This window comes from Xenorhabdus sp. TS4, assembly GCF_014467265.1.
Classification (GTDB): Bacteria; Pseudomonadota; Gammaproteobacteria; order Enterobacterales; family Enterobacteriaceae; genus Xenorhabdus; species Xenorhabdus ehlersii.
The window spans coordinates 1-15,209 of sequence record NZ_NKHQ01000014.1 but is presented as its reverse complement, the minus strand read 5'-3'; the positions used below and the strand labels follow the sequence as shown (position 1 = coordinate 15,209).

General features: G+C 45.4%; 18 protein-coding genes. 7 read left to right on the top strand and 11 right to left on the bottom strand.

Annotated elements, in window-relative coordinates; all coding sequences use genetic code 11:
• Window positions 1-144: 144 nt before the first annotated feature.
• The 8 genes from hpf to Xets_RS28405 form a co-directional block, all read right to left on the bottom strand.
• Entirely contained in the window at window positions 145-432 is a 288-nt protein-coding gene (hpf, locus tag Xets_RS28440) for a ribosome hibernation promoting factor (protein ID WP_099130964.1), read from the bottom strand.
• A gap of 38 nt (window positions 433-470) precedes the next feature.
• On the bottom strand, window positions 471-1,910 hold the full coding sequence (rpoN, locus tag Xets_RS28435) for an RNA polymerase factor sigma-54 (RefSeq protein ID WP_099130835.1): 1,440 nt from the start codon (window positions 1,908-1,910) through the stop codon (window positions 471-473).
• A gap of 69 nt (window positions 1,911-1,979) precedes the next feature.
• On the bottom strand, window positions 1,980-2,705 hold the full coding sequence (gene lptB, locus Xets_RS28430; protein ID WP_099130834.1) for an LPS export ABC transporter ATP-binding protein: 726 nt from the start codon (window positions 2,703-2,705) through the stop codon (window positions 1,980-1,982).
• Window positions 2,706-2,711: 6 nt separating this feature from the next.
• Complete coding sequence (gene lptA / locus Xets_RS28425) at window positions 2,712-3,260, bottom strand: lipopolysaccharide ABC transporter substrate-binding protein LptA (RefSeq protein WP_099130833.1); 549 nt, start codon at window positions 3,258-3,260, stop codon at window positions 2,712-2,714.
• Window positions 3,241-3,834, bottom strand: a complete 594-nt coding sequence (gene lptC, locus Xets_RS28420) for an LPS export ABC transporter periplasmic protein LptC (protein ID WP_187651332.1) — start codon at window positions 3,832-3,834, stop codon at window positions 3,241-3,243. The genes lptA and lptC overlap by 20 nt, the downstream gene beginning before the upstream one ends.
• A gap of 19 nt (window positions 3,835-3,853) precedes the next feature.
• Window positions 3,854-4,417 (bottom strand): 3-deoxy-manno-octulosonate-8-phosphatase KdsC, encoded by a 564-nt coding sequence (gene kdsC, locus Xets_RS28415; RefSeq protein WP_099130832.1) that lies wholly within the window; start codon window positions 4,415-4,417, stop codon window positions 3,854-3,856.
• A 68-nt stretch (window positions 4,418-4,485) separates the two neighbouring features.
• Complete coding sequence (gene kdsD, locus Xets_RS28410) at window positions 4,486-5,454, bottom strand: arabinose-5-phosphate isomerase KdsD (RefSeq protein WP_099130831.1); 969 nt, start codon at window positions 5,452-5,454, stop codon at window positions 4,486-4,488.
• Between the two features lie 35 nt (window positions 5,455-5,489).
• The gene (locus tag Xets_RS28405) at window positions 5,490-6,467 is read right to left on the bottom strand and encodes a calcium/sodium antiporter (protein WP_187651333.1); all 978 of its coding nucleotides are present in this window, start codon (window positions 6,465-6,467) and stop codon (window positions 5,490-5,492) included.
• A gap of 231 nt (window positions 6,468-6,698) precedes the next feature.
• Here Xets_RS28405 and mlaF point away from each other — a divergent pair, with 231 nt between their 5' ends.
• From mlaF to murA, 7 genes are all read left to right on the top strand, one after another.
• Window positions 6,699-7,502, top strand: coding sequence for a phospholipid ABC transporter ATP-binding protein MlaF (gene mlaF, locus Xets_RS28400; RefSeq protein WP_099130829.1), 804 nt, complete (start codon window positions 6,699-6,701; stop codon window positions 7,500-7,502).
• Between the two features lie 10 nt (window positions 7,503-7,512).
• The gene (mlaE, locus tag Xets_RS28395) at window positions 7,513-8,295 is read left to right on the top strand and encodes a lipid asymmetry maintenance ABC transporter permease subunit MlaE (RefSeq protein WP_099130962.1); all 783 of its coding nucleotides are present in this window, start codon (window positions 7,513-7,515) and stop codon (window positions 8,293-8,295) included.
• A 4-nt stretch (window positions 8,296-8,299) separates the two neighbouring features.
• Window positions 8,300-8,812: an outer membrane lipid asymmetry maintenance protein MlaD gene (mlaD, locus tag Xets_RS28390; protein WP_099130828.1), complete on the top strand. Its 513-nt coding sequence runs from the start codon at window positions 8,300-8,302 to the stop codon at window positions 8,810-8,812.
• A gap of 33 nt (window positions 8,813-8,845) precedes the next feature.
• A complete protein-coding gene (gene mlaC / locus Xets_RS28385; protein ID WP_187651334.1) occupies window positions 8,846-9,475 on the top strand; it encodes a phospholipid-binding protein MlaC in 630 nt (209 codons plus the stop codon).
• A 1-nt stretch (window position 9,476) separates the two neighbouring features.
• Entirely contained in the window at window positions 9,477-9,830 is a 354-nt protein-coding gene (gene mlaB, locus Xets_RS28380) for a lipid asymmetry maintenance protein MlaB (protein WP_187651335.1), read from the top strand.
• 155 nt (window positions 9,831-9,985) lie between these two features.
• The gene (ibaG, locus tag Xets_RS28375) at window positions 9,986-10,240 is read left to right on the top strand and encodes a BolA family iron metabolism protein IbaG (protein WP_074020576.1); all 255 of its coding nucleotides are present in this window, start codon (window positions 9,986-9,988) and stop codon (window positions 10,238-10,240) included.
• Between the two features lie 57 nt (window positions 10,241-10,297).
• The gene (gene murA, locus Xets_RS28370) at window positions 10,298-11,560 is read left to right on the top strand and encodes a UDP-N-acetylglucosamine 1-carboxyvinyltransferase (protein WP_099130825.1); all 1,263 of its coding nucleotides are present in this window, start codon (window positions 10,298-10,300) and stop codon (window positions 11,558-11,560) included.
• 78 nt (window positions 11,561-11,638) lie between these two features.
• Here murA and degS read toward each other — a convergent pair whose 3' ends face one another.
• The 3 genes from degS to zapG all read right to left on the bottom strand — a co-directional run bounded on the left by degS (window position 11,639) and on the right by zapG (window position 14,885).
• Entirely contained in the window at window positions 11,639-12,703 is a 1,065-nt protein-coding gene (gene degS / locus Xets_RS28365) for an outer membrane-stress sensor serine endopeptidase DegS (protein WP_187651336.1), read from the bottom strand.
• A gap of 89 nt (window positions 12,704-12,792) precedes the next feature.
• Window positions 12,793-14,172, bottom strand: coding sequence for a Do family serine endopeptidase (locus Xets_RS28360; protein WP_099130823.1), 1,380 nt, complete (start codon window positions 14,170-14,172; stop codon window positions 12,793-12,795).
• Window positions 14,173-14,486: 314 nt separating this feature from the next.
• Window positions 14,487-14,885, bottom strand: coding sequence for a Z-ring associated protein ZapG (gene zapG / locus Xets_RS28355; protein WP_099130822.1), 399 nt, complete (start codon window positions 14,883-14,885; stop codon window positions 14,487-14,489).
• Window positions 14,886-15,209 lie beyond the last annotated feature (324 nt).

The window sequence follows — 15,209 nt, the reverse complement described above, 5'->3', positions numbered from 1 at the left end:
CCTGATGAGGCATCCGGTATTAATGCACTGCGCTCTAAAACCGATCTACAGATCGCACTAAGTACATAGCACTATAGGGCGTTATAGACGGTGTTATAGATAGAACAGTGATAATTTTATGACAGCCCCGTTGCCTAAAAGCGATTAATGTTGTCTCAATTTACTTTTGTGTTTGGTCAATTGACGCGCTAGCTTATCTACCAGTACATCAATTGCCGCATACATGTCTTCATGTTCTGAGGTTGCATGCAACTCACCTCCATTAACATACACTGTAGCTTCGGCGATCCGTTGCACCTTTTCTACTCGAAGGATGACCTGAATGAGGTTAATTTTATCGAAATATTGATTCAATTTGCCGCATTTGGTGTTCACAACGTTGCGAAGTGCATCGGTGATTTCAATATTGTGGCCTGTAACATTGAGTTGCATGGTTTTGAGTTGCATAGTGTTTTCCTTCTCTGTGTTGTTCAAACCAATTTTTTACGTTGGTTTGAAGGCGGGATGGATAACGACTCTCTATATTTTGCGACAGTCCGGCGAGCCACTTGAATACCTTGCGCAGTAAGTATGCTGGTCAATTTACTGTCACTCAGTGGCTTGACCGGATTTTCTGCCGCGACCAGTTTTTTCACCAGGGCACGTATCGCGGTAGAAGAGGCTTCACCACCACTGTCGGTGTTGACGTGACTGGAGAAAAAATATTTAAGTTCAAAGATCCCTCGTGGGCTATACAGGTATTTCTGGGTCGTCACGCGGGAAATGGTGGACTCATGCATGTCAATCTGATAGGCGATATCAGCCAATACCAGTGGTTTCATGTGTTCCTCACCATATTCAAAAAAATCTTGTTGCCGTTCAACAATACAGCAGGCGACTTTTAGTAATGTTTCATTACGGCTTTCGAGGCTCTTGAGCAGCCATTTAGCCTCTTGCAAGTTGTTGCGTATAAACAGGCTGTCACTCTCATTGTTGGCCCGTTGTCCCAGTGCTGCGTAGTGTTGGTTGATGCGCAGACGGGGGATACTATCGGTATTTAGCCTGACTTGCCAGCTTCCATTTTCTCTCTGTACCAAGACATCTGGAACAACATATTCGGATTCACCCGTATTGACTACCAGGCCAGGTTTTGGTTCCAGTGATTGGATGATATCAATTGCCCCCTTCAGGGTACTCTCTTTTAATTTGCTCTGACGTAATAAATTACGGAAGTCTCGGTTACCCAGTAGTTCCAGATAGTTGCTGACAATAAGTCTGGCATCCTTCAGATAAGGTGTCTCTGGCGGCAGCATGGAAAGCTGAATAAGCAAGCATTCGCGTAAGTCACGGGCAGCAACGCCGATTGGGTCAAAATGTTGTATGCGTTTGAGGACGGTTTCGACTTCTGCCAACGTCAGTTCATCATCACCAATACTGGCAAGGATCTCTTCGATAGAAATGGTCAGATATCCGGTGTCATCAATGGCGTCAATGATTGAAGTGGCAATGGCAGCGTCCGTTTCGGTAAATGGCGTTAATCCTGCCTGCCACATGAGATAGTCTTGCAAAGTTTGGGTGGTTTCTCCCTGATATATGGGGAAATCGTCAGCGCTATAGTCACTGTGAGTTCCTGAAGGCGTGCCAGCGGTGTAAATGTCATCCCAACTGGCATCTAACGGTAGCTCTTCAGGCATATCCCTCTGCTCAAGTGCTTCACGGGTATCCATGACTTCAGTGTTGGTATCAGAAAGTGCCTGATTCTCCACTTCCTGATGCAGGTCATCCTGTTCAAGCAGCGGATTGGTTTCCAAAGCTTGCTGAATCTCCTGCTGAAGCTCAAGCGTAGATAGTTGCAACAAACGGATGGCCTGTTGGAGTTGTGGCGTCATCGTCAATTGCTGACTGAGCCTGAGTTGCAAACTTTGCTTCATAGCGTTACCACTTTCTCCTTAACCTAGCTTGAATAGTTCCTTGAATCGCGCCTGACAGAAGGATAAAAGTTAAAGGCGGAAACCTTCACCCAAATAGACGCGTTTGACCTGCTCGTTATTCAGGATGTCATTCGGAGTACCGTGGGCAATCAAATGACCCTGGCTGACGATGTAGGCACGTTCACAGACATCCAGTGTTTCACGCACATTGTGGTCAGTAATCAGTACTCCTAATCCGTAATCCCGCAGATGTTGAATGATCTTTTTAATATCCAGTACGGAAATGGGGTCAACACCGGCAAAAGGTTCATCTAACAGAATGAATTTGGGATTGGCTGCCAATGCACGGGCAATCTCCACCCGACGGCGTTCACCACCGGAAAGTGATTGCCCAAGGTTATCACGCAGGTGAGCGATGTGAAATTCTTCCATCAATTCTTCTGCACGCGCTTTTCTCTGCTCTTGAGTCAGGTCTTTGCGAATCTCCAGTACCGCCATCAAATTGTCGAATACACTCAAACGACGGAAGATAGAAGCTTCCTGAGGCAAGTAACCTATCCCACGGCGTGCACGCTCATGCAGGGGCAGCAGGCTGATATCTTCTTCATCAATGGTGATAGAACCAGCATCACGTGGAACAATGCCAACCACCATATAGAAAGTAGTGGTTTTACCTGCTCCATTGGGACCAAGTAAACCAACAATCTCCCCTGATTTCACGTTTAGGCTGACGTTCTCAACGACCTTACGGCCTTTATAGGCTTTTGCCAGATTTTCTGCGTTTAGTATTGCCATCAGTCGTTATTTACCCTTTTTCTGAGCGTCAGCGCCGTTAACACCTGGGCCTTTTTCTTGTAGCTGGGCAGGTAACAAGACGGTAGTGACATGTTTACCTTTATCGCTAAAGGCTTCCATTTGTTGTGTCGGTACGAGATAAGTGATTTTATCGCCTTTGATATTACTGTCTAGCTGTTCAAGATAGGCGTTCCCTGTCAGGGTGACCAGCTCTTTATCCATCTCATAGCGCATCTTTGATGCATGACCTTTGATGGGCTTACCATCATCTTGCAATTGGTAAAAAGTGGCAGGATTACCGAATGCTTCAATAACTGTCTTGTCAGAATTTCCTTCCGGGCGGGTAACAACGACCTTATCTGCATGAATGTCGATCGAGCCTTGTTTTACGCTAACATTATCCGTAAATGTGGCAATGTTTCCCGTTAAATCCAGCGACTGTCTTGCTGAATCGATGGTAATGGGCTTTTTTGTATCATCTTTTAAGGCCAGTACGGGTAGGCTGACGGCAAAAAGAGTACCGGCAATAATGGAATTACGGATTAGGTTGTTCATGTGGAATCTCATATTGAGTGGTCACCTTTTCAATCAGTTCAGCAGTTTTGTTTCGCAGATTGCCACGCATTTTCATGCCAACAGATTTCAGACCGACACCAATAAGAGTGACTCGGTCATCGGATGCGACATCTTGGGTTGTCAGATTGACGATCGCATTGTCTGTTGTGATCCGCTGCAATTGTGACGCATCGTTCAGGCTATCCACTTGGACATCCCCGTACAGATAGAGCATCTTATCTTGGGTCATTTTGGCCTTGTTGGCGCGTACTGTCCATGTTGCTATCGGGGTGCCAGGGGTGCCATTGGGGGCAAATGTTATCAATACGGGGTTGGTAAACCAGGTCAACTTGGTTTCCGTATAGTTTTTAACATCGTCAGCGACCAGCTTGTAAGTCAGCTTACCTTCCGGATCATAGACAAAAGTAATAGCTTCCTGTGTTTGATAAGTCGGATAACCATCATCCACAATGGCTGATGAGGTATTATCATTTACATTCGAGAAATTCCAGCCAATCAGCGCAAGCGCGATCAGTGCCAGTATTGCGATCAGCCAGGATTGAATTTTGCTCATTCTTTTTTTCAATTTTAATTTATATGGATAATCCTTTGGCATCTTCGAGCTTATTCTGAGCGAAGAGTACCAAATCACAAAGTTCCCTGACTGCACCGCGACCGCCGGCAATCTGAGTCACATAATCTGCTTTTGGCAACAGTAAAGGATGGGCATCAGCAACTGCAACAGATAATCCAACTTGTGCCATGACAGGCCAGTCAATAAGGTCATCACCAATATAGGCGACTTGCTCTGGCTGCAACGCTAGTTTATCCAACAGTTCCTTATACGCCAAAACCTTATCGTTTTGTCCTTGGTAAAGATGTGTAATACCTAGGGTTTCTGCCCGATTTTCCAGCAGTTTTGCTTTGCGGCCAGTGATGATGGCAACCTCAATATCGGAGGTGATTAAACAACGGATGCCATAACCATCACGAACGTTAAAGGCTTTCAGCTCTTCGCCTTCATTGCCCATGTAGATAAGCCCATCAGACATCACGCCATCAACATCACAAATCAACAAACGGATTTGGCGGGCTTTTTCGATAATTACTTGATTAACTGGGCCATAACAGGTGTCCAGGTACTCTTTTTGACTCATTAAGAAATTCTCTTAAGATTTATATCATGCTTGTTTGTATCAGTTTACTTGCTTTATAGAAGACCGGTCTACACAACACCGGCCTGCAAAAGATCGTGCATGTGTAGTACACCAAGTAATTTGTCACCTTCTGTGACCAATAGTGAGGTGATATGGCGTGATTGCATCAGGTTTAGTGCATCAACCGCCAGTGCATTGGGTTTAATACGAATGCCACCGGCAGTCATGACATCAGAGATTTTTGCATTGTTTAAATCAATGCCCATGTCGAAAACACGGCGTAAATCGCCATCGGTAAAGATACCACTGATCTGCATGTTATCATCACAAATAACCGTGATGCCCAATTTTTTGCGGGTGATTTCCACCAAAGCCTCACGCAAAGTCGCTGTACGGGGAACACGGGGAATGTCATTACCCGTGGTCATTAAATCACTGACCAGCAGCAGAAGTTTGCGTCCGAGTGCTCCACCAGGATGGGAAAGGGCGAAGTCTTCAGCCGTAAAGCCACGGGCCTGCAAGAGTGCAAGGGCTAATGCATCGCCCATGACGAGTGTGGCGGTGGTGCTGGTCGTGGGGGCCAATCCCAATGGACAGGCTTCCTGTGGGACTTTGATGCACAAGTGGATGTCTGCGGCTTTGCCCATGTTACTGTTGCGATTATTTGTCATGCAGATGAGCGGGACTTTTTGTCGCTTGAGTACGGGAATTAACGCCAGAATTTCATTTGATTCACCGGAATTGGAAATCGCCAGTACGATGTCTTTTGCTGTTACCATGCCGAGATCGCCATGGCTGGCTTCGCCAGGATGGACAAAGAACGAAGGTGTACCGGTGCTGGCAAATGTCGCAGCGATTTTTCGTCCAATATGACCGGATTTACCCATCCCCATCACAATGACTTTTCCTTCACAACTAAACATTAGTTCACAGGCTTGGCTGAAATCGTCATTAATGTATTGTTCCAGGCCAACCAGCCCTTCAAGTTCAATATGTAATACTTGCTTACCTGCTTGCTGAAAATCGATTTTAGGCATTTTTACTTCCCACTCTTTTCCCATTCAATCGGCAATTACTTAGTACCGTAATAATTAGAAACAAAAAGTACGACAAAATAAGTGATAAAACAGCTCAGTAGCAAGATGCCGTTCAATCGGTTCAATCGATGCTTTCTTCCCAGACAAAATACCGTGAATAGTATACTCGCTGCCATCATGACCCAAAAATCGCGGGAAAATGCTTGAGGTGAAAAGGCACTAGGGGAAAGTATGGCAGGGACACCCAGAACAAGGGTGGCGTTGAATACGTTTGAGCCAACAATATTGCCCATTGCCATGTCATTCTCACCTTTTATGGCCGCAGCAATAGCGGTGGCAAGCTCAGGCAAACTGGTTCCCACGGCAAGTATTGTGAGGCCAATCACCAGTTCGTTAACACCATAAATACGTGCAATAACGGTTGCATTATCAATCACCATGCGGGTAGAAATGGGAAGAATCATTAACCCCAGAACCACCCAAAGAAGCGCAATTCCTTTGTTGCCTTCGACCGGCAATTCGGCATTTCGTTCCTGGGTATAGCTATCAACCCTATTGTGTTGGGAGAAAGCGGTCATCTTTATCATCAGAGAGATAAAGAAGAGGGCTGCAAGCACTAAAAGAATACCATCCAGCCGGCTCAGGTATCCATTGGACAGCAAATACCCTGCAAATACGGTGATCGCCAACATTAGGGGCACTTCTTGTCGCAAAATTTCTGATTTTACCCTGATTGGCCGAATGAAAGCCGCAGCTCCCGTAATGAGCAACAGGTTAGTAATATTGGAGCCAATGGCATTGCCTATGGCCATGTCTGGCTGTCCGTCTAAAAATGCTGTGACAGAGACCATCAGTTCTGGCAGCGAGGTTCCTATTCCCATAATAACCAGGCCGACAATAAAAGGGGGAATTTTCATGGCACGGGCAAAAACGGCCGCACCATAAACTAATCTATCGGAACCATACACCAGTAAAATCAACCCGGTAATGAGCAGTACAATTGTCAGAAACATGGAGTGTCCCTTAAATAAGTTTTATTCCGAGCATAATGCTAATAATGGTTGATTTTTAAACATGGAATGTTTATTCAGCTAGACTTATACATTCTGACGATCAAGCGATAAAAAGTAAAATTTGTCACAACTTTGCTAACGCAAAATTGGGCAATTTTTTGTAGTATGCATTATTAATTATTTAAATACAGTCATGAAGACAGTTCTATTAACGGTTAGGGGCTATCAATAATGAGTCAACAAACAGCAAATCTTATTGAGATCTGTGGAATGCATTTCACCCGGGGCCAACGCCCGATTTTTGCTGATATTAATCTGACCGTTCCGAAAGGAAAAATTACCGCCATTATGGGACCTTCTGGTATCGGAAAAACCACGTTGCTGCGTCTGATCGGGGGACAAATTCGCCCTGAACGTGGTGAAATTTGGTTTGATGGCGATAATATTCCGGCATTATCCCGCCCACGTCTGTATGCTGCCCGTAAGAAAATGAGCATGTTATTTCAGTCAGGTGCTTTGTTCACCGATCTGAATGTTTTTGACAATGTGGCTTTTCCCCTGCGTGAGCATACCCAACTGCCTGAAGCGTTGATTCACACAACCGTGATGATGAAGCTGGAAGCGGTAGGGTTGCGTGGCGCTGCGCACTTGATGCCATCGGAACTCTCTGGCGGTATGGCAAGGCGAGCTGCATTAGCAAGGGCGATTGCACTCGATCCCGACTTGATCATGTTTGATGAACCTTTTGTCGGTCAAGATCCCATCACGATGGGCGTTTTGGTGAAGCTGATCGATGAGCTGAATCATGCGCTTGGTGTTACGTGTGTCGTGGTTTCCCACGATGTGCCTGAAGTACTGAGTATTGCCGATTATGCTTATATTGTGGCTGAGAAGAAAGTGATTGCAGAAGGTACTCCAGATCAACTGAGAATGAATCAGGATCAACGGGTTCGGCAGTTTCTTGATGGTATTGCTGATGGGCCTGTACCTTTCCGTTTCCCTGCTGGGGATTACAAAACTGAGTTATTAGGATGATGGAATGTTGATGTTAACACGGGCATTAGCAGCAATGGGCCGGCGTGCGATTGAGGTTACGGCTTCATTCGGTCGTGCGGGCTTTATGCTGTTTACTGCAATCATTGGTAAGCCAGAGCCAGCCAAACAATGGACACTATTGCGTCAGCAACTGTATAGCGTAGGTGTTCAATCTCTTCTGATCATTGTGGTTTCAGGTCTGTTTATTGGTATGGTGTTGGCCTTGCAAGGTTATTTGGTTTTAACCACATTTAGTGCGGAAGGCAGCCTTGGCATGATGGTGGCGTTATCACTACTGCGTGAATTGGGGCCTGTGGTGACTGCACTACTGTTTGCCGGGCGAGCGGGTTCAGCTTTGACTGCAGAAATTGGTTTGATGAAAGCCACTGAACAGATTTCCAGTCTGGAAATGATGGCGGTTGATCCGCTGCGCCGCGTTATTGCCCCGCGTTTTTGGGCTGGTTTTATCAGTATGCCCTTACTCTCCCTAATCTTTGTCGCTGTGGGGATCTTGGGAGGTGCAATAGTGGGTGTTGATTGGAAAGGCATTGATGGTGGCTTCTTCTGGTCATCGATGCAATCTACGGTTGAATGGCAAAAAGATTTGCTCAACTGTTTTCTCAAGAGTGTCGTTTTTGCTATTACGGTAACTTGGATTGCACTGTTCAATGGTTATGACGCTATCCCAACATCGGAAGGGATCAGCAGGGCAACGACGCGCACAGTAGTTCATGCGTCGTTGGCGGTATTGGGTTTGGATTTTGTGCTGACAGCACTGATGTTTGGGAACTAAGTCGATGCGAAGCAAGAAAAATGAAATTTGGGTGGGAATTTTTGTCTTGATTGCGTTGGCAGCAATCATTTTTTTATGCCTCAAAGTTGCAGATATCCGATCTTTCGGCAGCCAGCCAACTTATCGTGTATATGCCGCGTTTGATAATATTGGTGGCCTGAAAGTACGTTCACCGGTGAAAGTTGGCGGAGTAGTTGTTGGCCGCGTGGAGAAAATCTGGCTGGATCACAAAACCTATACACCACAAGTTGAATTGGATATTTTCACGCAATACGACAATATTCCAAATACCAGTTCGCTTTCTATCCGAACGTCAGGGTTACTGGGAGAGCAATATATTTCTCTCAATATTGGGTTTGATGACCCTGATTTAGGCACTGCCATGTTGAAAGATGGCGATCGTATTGAAGATACCAAGCCTGCGATGGTACTTGAAGATTTGATTGGTCAGTTCTTGTATAAGAGTAGTGGCGGAAGTCAGGGAAAATCCGCTTCGGCACCTGAACAAGCACACTAACCAGCAATCCACTGCTTAGGAGAAATAACACTTATGTTTAAGCGATTACTTATGGTTGCGTTGCTGGTGGTTGCGCCATTGGCCAGCGCTACAGATCAAACCAACCCCTACGCATTGATGAAAGATGCAGCGGCAAAAACGTTTATCCGTTTGAAGAACGATCAACCGCAGATTCAGGCCAATCCAGAAGTCTTGCGTCAGATTGTGCGTCAAGAATTACTGCCTTATGTGCAGATAAAATATGCAGGAGCACTGGTTCTGGGGCCTTACTACAAACAAGCGACACCGGAGCAGCGTGATGCTTATTTCAAGGCGTTTGAATCCTATCTGGAGCAGGCATATGGTCAGGCCTTGGCGATGTATCACGGACAAGCTTATCAGATTGCACCAGAACAGCCGTTGGGTGATAAGACGATAGTGGCCATTCGTGTCACGATCATCGATTCTAATGGACAGCCGCCTGTTCGTTTAGATTTCCAATGGCGTAAAAACAGTAAGACAGGTTATTGGCAAGCTTACGATATGATCGCAGAAGGTGTGAGCATGATCACGACCAAGCAGAACGAATGGGCGGATATCCTGCGTCAGAAAGGTATTGATGGCCTGACTGAACAGTTAGCCATCAGCGCGAAAGCACCAATCACTTTAGAAAAGAAAAAGTGATATGGAAAAAGCGACTTTTGATAACGATATGATGATTAACGAAAATGTCAATCAGGGAACTGTTAACTGGGAAAAGGCCGGTAATACATTGTTTCTGCAAGGCACATTGGATCGTGATAGTTTGTTACCCCTTTGGCAACAAAAAGAGCACGTTCTGGAGGACATTGGCAATATTGATGTCTCTCAACTAAGCCGTGTGGATTCTACGGGGTTGGCCCTGTTTGTCCAATTAAAGGGGGAATGCCAGAAACGTGGCAGGACACTGACTTTTTCAGGCGTAGGTGAACGCCTGAGTACGTTGATAACGTTGTATGGTCTGCAAGCCCTTCTTGACGATAACCAGCCGAAGACGTAATTCCTTTTTTTGATCATCAGCGCCCTTGTAAGCTATCAACTTACAGGGGCGTTTTTCTTGGTTTAAGAGTTGCCTTTATTCCATTAGGATAAGCATCTACTATTATTTTTTTAATTTAACGACACTATTTTCTAACGACGAGTGTGAGCAGATTTATGGATACGAATGAAATCAAAAAAGTGCTGATGGAAAAATTGGCACTTGATGAAGTTATCGTCAGCGGTGACGGCAGCCACTTTCAGGTTATTGCTGTTGGCGCATTTTTTGATGGCCTGAGTCGGGTTAAACAACAGCAGGCTGTTTATGCTCCTTTGATGGAATACATCGCTGATAACCGCATTCACGCGTTGTCAATCAAAGCCTATACGCCGGCACAATGGCAGCGTGACCGTAAGCTTCAGGGACTTTGAAGCTGTTTGCCTCACCGCGAACAGCACACTTTGAATTAAATAAGAGAATCATGACAGATGGATAAATTTCGCGTGAAAGGGCCTACCTGCCTGTCGGGAGAGGTGATTATTTCCGGGGCAAAAAATGCCGCCTTACCAATTATGTTCGCAGCGTTACTGGCAGAAGAACCGGTTGAATTACAGAATGTTCCTGAATTGAGAGATATTGATACCACGATCAAATTGCTTAATCGTTTGGGTACAAAAGTGGAACGTAATGGTTCTGTTTTTATTGATGCCAGTGAAGTCAATGAATATTGTGCCCCTTATGAACTGGTTAAAACCATGCGAGCGTCCATCTGGGCATTGGGACCGTTGGTGGCACGTTTCGGTCAGGGGCAGGTCTCTTTGCCAGGCGGCTGCGCTATTGGAGCTCGCCCTGTTGATCTCCATATTTCTGGCCTGGAGCAGCTTGGTGCGAAAATCGTGCTGGATGAGGGATATGTCAGAGCCACTGTGGATGGCCGTTTGAAAGGTGCCAGCATTGTGATGGATAAAGTCAGTGTTGGGGCAACGGTTACGATCATGACTGCGGCAACATTGGCAGAAGGAACAACCACCATTGAAAACGCTGCGCGTGAACCTGAAATTGAAGATACAGCTAATTTTCTCAATATGCTGGGAGCAAAAATCAAAGGTGCAGGTACTGATCGCATTGTGATTGAGGGAGTTGAGCGTTTGGGTGGTGGTGTTCATCGTATACTGCCTGATCGTATCGAAACTGGCACCTTCTTGGTCGCGGCGGCGGTTTCACGTGGTAAGGTAGTTTGTCGTCATGCGAAACCTGATACTTTAGATGCTGTTTTAGCCAAGTTGCGTGAAGCTGGGGCGGATATCAAAGTGGGAGAGGATTGGGTTAGCCTTGATATGCATGGTCAGCGGCCAAAAGCAGTGACATTCCGCACGGCACCTCATCCGGGCTTTCCAACTGATATGCAGGCGCAATTTAGCCTATTGAATATGGTTGCAGATGGTGCAGGTATGATCACTGAAACCATTTTTGAAAATCGCTTCATGCATATCCCTGAGTTGATTCGTATGGGCGCACGGGCTGAAATTGAGAGTAATACAGTGTTGTGTCATGGTGTTGAAAAGCTATCTGGTGCTCAGGTTATGGCGACTGATTTGCGTGCTTCTGCGAGTTTAGTATTAGCTGGTTGCATTGCCGAAGGAACGACAGTCGTAGACCGTATTTATCATATTGACCGTGGTTACGAACATATTGAAGATAAGCTGCGTGGTCTTGGCGCAAATATTGAGCGCATTAAGACAACTGGCTAAACGGAATTAAATATTCTTTCTCGTCCACCTTGCCCACATTATGGGTGAGTGGACGAGAAAATAGCTGGCGAGAAAAGATTAATAGCCATCAAACTCATCGATTGTGACGTTAAGTGTGAGGGAAGCTCCATCGCGTAGCACCGTTACAGGAACAACACTGCCCGGACGAATTTCCGCAACTTTATCCATTGTTTCCACAGGTGAGATGGCTGGCTGGTGATTAACGCTGGTAATGATATCTCCCACTTTGATCCCCGCTTTTTCAGCCGGACCATTAGGTGCGATCTGGAAAACGCGTAACCCCTGAATTTGATTGATATTACTGCCTGATGAGCGAATATAGGGTAATTCTCTGGCGGTGATGCCTACATATCCCCTGATAACTCGGCCATCACGGATCAATTTCTGCATAATGGTAGTCGCCAGTTTTGTTGGAATGGCAAATCCCAGCCCTTCCGGTGTTGAACCAAACTCAGACTTATCGAACGTTAACGTATTGATACCAACTAATTCTCCTAGCGTATTGACCAAAGCACCACCGGAGTTGCCTTGGTTAATTGACGCATCTGTTTGCAGGAAATTCTGGCGACGCGTTGGACTAAGGCCGACACGCCCGGTTGCACTGATAATGCCTTGTGTGATGGTTTGTCCCAAATTGTACGGATTGCCGATAGCCAACACGATATCCCCTACGTGGGCCACACGTTTAGGATTAATTGGGATCACAGGCAGGTTTGTGGCGTTGATTTTTAAAACTGCCAGATCCGTTGGGCTATCTGAGCCGACTAACAGTGCTTCATAAAAGCGCCCATCTTGCAAGGCGACAATAATGGAAGCTGCCTTATTGATAACATGCCGATTAGTGAGGATATAGCCTTGTTCACTCATAATGACACCGGAACCTAAAGGAAGAAGTTCCCGGCTTTCATGGGAAAAACTGCCCATGCTGCTGCTGTAAATATTGACTACCGCAGGAGCAGCCCGGCGGACAGCTTTGCTGAAACTGGATACTGTATCGCTGCTGTTGTTGTTATCGCTCAGGAAATTTTTTAAGCCACTAGGACGCAGAGAGGGGATAGCGACCAGCAAAATAGCGGCAATCAATAAGCCTATGAGTATAGAGCGTAATAACTTGATCAGCATGACATTATTCAGAGTAGTAATTGATTGAAAGAAGAATAGCATAGAAGCGGACAGACACAGTATTATACTGTGTCTGTCGTGGGTATAGATTAATTACGCAGTAAGAGATAAATATTATCGTCACCACGTAAGACGTTCAATGCGATAATGGTCGGCTTCTCCTCAGTGATCTTGCGTAATTCACTGATATTTCGTACACGCACATTATTGGCACCAACAATCAAGTCATCCTTCTGCAAACCCGATATTGCAGCAGGTGAGTTCGGAATAATCGAATCCACTTTGATGCCTTGGGTATTTTTTATGGCGGCATTACTCAGGGTTGCGCCTTGCAGGGCAATACTCAAGTTTTCTGCTTTCGTTGGCTCTCCATCACTGTTATCCAGTGTAACGGTGACTTCAAGTGGCTTCCCTTTGCGCAGCAGACCAATTGTGACTTCTTTACCTGGAACTGTTGTACCAACCTTCGCACGTAGCTCAGCAAAGCTATTAATTTTTTTGCCATCAAAGGAGATTAGTACATCCCCTGGTTTGATACCCGCTTTAGCCGCAGCCGATTTAGGCAGGACTTCGCTGACAAATGTCCCTTGTTGTGCTTCAACATTGAGTGCTTTGGCGATGTCTGCCGTCATCTCGGTTCCTTTGATACCGAGTATGCCGCGTTTGATTTCTCCATGGGAAATAAGCTGGGCAGAAAGAGCCTTAGCCATATTACTTGGGATGGCAAAACCGATACCGACGTTACCACCGCTTGGTGCGAGGATGGCGGTGTTAATACCGATCAGTTCTCCTTTCAGATTAATCAATGCACCACCAGAGTTACCGCGGTTAATAGGGGCATCGGTCTGGATAAAGTTTTCCAAACCTTCCAGATTCAGGCCGCTGCGGCCAAGAGCAGAAATGATCCCGGATGTGACGGTTTGCCCCAAGCCAAATGGGTTACCGATGGCAATAGCATAATCTCCGACGCGCAGTTGGTCGGAGTCAGCGAACTTGATGGCAGTCAGGTTTTTGGCATCTTTCAATTGCAAAAGAGCAATGTCGGTTTGTGGATCACGTCCAAGGAGTTTTGCTGAGTATTCACGACCATCATTTAATTGAACGCGTATTTTATTTGCATTATTAATGACATGACTATTGGTCAATACATAACCTTTATTGGCATCAATAATTACCCCAGAGCCTAACCCCGTGAATGGACGTTTTCTTGGTTCTTGCGGAGGAAATGCAGGACCGAAGAAGAACTGGAAATCGTCAGGTAACTGGAGTTGTTGGCTTTGTACTTCTGTACCTGAAACATGAACAGTGACAACAGAAGGCAGCACTTTTTCCAGCATGGGAGCGAGACTGGCTGATTCTTGAGCGACCGCAGCAGCAGGTAGGGCTGCATTACTTACCATTGGAACTGAAGCTAAAGATAGTCCGATACTAATAGCGAGTGCGCTGAGCAATGTATTTTTTCTTTTCATGAATACGTTCTCTTAATACCTAAGCTAGAAAAGGAAATTGTGCTTAAGAGATCTATCCTGTCAAGGCTTTGCTACCTTGGAAATCACTTATTCCTGAGGATTAGATAGGCCTTAAGCATCATTGTTTCAATGCTGTTATGACTCTCAATTATTCAGCAAAGTTCACTAATAAAGTCGTTTTAATGCGTTTCTTTACAGGTATTTACGTGAATCAAAAATCAAAAATCAAAAATAAAAAACAAAAATCTTTCCATTGGATGAAGGGCACGAAAGGGAGCCGTGGTAGCGATTGTTACCACGGCAAAGTGTATTAATTATTTATCTTGGAGCGGACGGAACAGGCCAGATGCACCTTCAGAATAATCCCGTGGAGGCGTGTTAGCAGTCACTTTATTTGTCTCAGTTTCGGATTCGCTTAGACGATAATTGAAAGGATTATCCTGTACTGGCATGTTGGGCATCAGTTCATTGGAACTTTTCGCCATGTGCTGATACAACTGACGGTAATCGCGTGCCATATTGTCAAGTAATTCAGCGCTACGGGCGAAATGGCTGACCAGCTCTTTGCGGTATTCTTCCAATTCAGCCCGATTTTTCTCCAATTCAGCCTGTAGGGCATTTTGTTGGCGTAGCTTTGAGCTGCCAAAGCGGACAGCCAGCGCGCCGACGATAAAACCGATGATTAATCCGATCAGGGCATATTCCCAAGTCATGGCAACTCCTTTAGTAACATCGTTATTCTGCAATATTGTTTCTGCAATGTTCTTAGAGCCTTATCCCATTAGGCAGTTCTGTTTGCAAGGATATACAACTATTGGGATAGGTTCTTGGTTCATGATGACCACTATAACCGTTAATTTAGTCAGAGTGGAATATTGATTATTAATTAATTCATTTATCTGTAATCTAATATAACGCGATGCTCGACTTTAACATCTTATAACGTTGGCTTGTTGAAGCCAGTCGCGTTGACTTTTACCTTGTTTAAAATTGGCAAAAATACCCAACGTGTGAGAAAGAAGTTTTCTAGCAATTCG

Bases quoted from the DNA above. Each gene is read 5' to 3' on its own strand.
- hpf (WP_099130964.1), bottom strand. From the start codon at position 432: ATGCAACTCAATGTTACAGGCCACAATATTGAAATCACCGATGCACTT.
- rpoN (WP_099130835.1), bottom strand. From the start codon at position 1,910: ATGAAGCAAAGTTTGCAACTCAGGCTCAGTCAGCAATTGACGATGACG.
- lptB (WP_099130834.1), bottom strand. From the start codon at position 2,705: ATGGCAATACTAAACGCAGAAAATCTGGCAAAAGCCTATAAAGGCCGT.
- lptA (WP_099130833.1), bottom strand. From the start codon at position 3,260: ATGAACAACCTAATCCGTAATTCCATTATTGCCGGTACTCTTTTTGCC.
- lptC (WP_187651332.1), bottom strand. From the start codon at position 3,834: ATGAGCAAAATTCAATCCTGGCTGATCGCAATACTGGCACTGATCGCG.
- kdsC (WP_099130832.1), bottom strand. From the start codon at position 4,417: ATGAGTCAAAAAGAGTACCTGGACACCTGTTATGGCCCAGTTAATCAA.
- kdsD (WP_099130831.1), bottom strand. From the start codon at position 5,454: ATGCCTAAAATCGATTTTCAGCAAGCAGGTAAGCAAGTATTACATATT.
- Xets_RS28405 (WP_187651333.1), bottom strand. From the start codon at position 6,467: ATGTTTCTGACAATTGTACTGCTCATTACCGGGTTGATTTTACTGGTG.
- mlaF (WP_099130829.1), top strand. From the start codon at position 6,699: ATGAGTCAACAAACAGCAAATCTTATTGAGATCTGTGGAATGCATTTC.
- mlaE (WP_099130962.1), top strand. From the start codon at position 7,513: ATGTTAACACGGGCATTAGCAGCAATGGGCCGGCGTGCGATTGAGGTT.
- mlaD (WP_099130828.1), top strand. From the start codon at position 8,300: ATGCGAAGCAAGAAAAATGAAATTTGGGTGGGAATTTTTGTCTTGATT.
- mlaC (WP_187651334.1), top strand. From the start codon at position 8,846: ATGTTTAAGCGATTACTTATGGTTGCGTTGCTGGTGGTTGCGCCATTG.
- mlaB (WP_187651335.1), top strand. From the start codon at position 9,477: ATGGAAAAAGCGACTTTTGATAACGATATGATGATTAACGAAAATGTC.
- ibaG (WP_074020576.1), top strand. From the start codon at position 9,986: ATGGATACGAATGAAATCAAAAAAGTGCTGATGGAAAAATTGGCACTT.
- murA (WP_099130825.1), top strand. From the start codon at position 10,298: ATGGATAAATTTCGCGTGAAAGGGCCTACCTGCCTGTCGGGAGAGGTG.
- degS (WP_187651336.1), bottom strand. From the start codon at position 12,703: ATGCTGATCAAGTTATTACGCTCTATACTCATAGGCTTATTGATTGCC.
- Xets_RS28360 (WP_099130823.1), bottom strand. From the start codon at position 14,172: ATGAAAAGAAAAAATACATTGCTCAGCGCACTCGCTATTAGTATCGGA.
- zapG (WP_099130822.1), bottom strand. From the start codon at position 14,885: ATGACTTGGGAATATGCCCTGATCGGATTAATCATCGGTTTTATCGTC.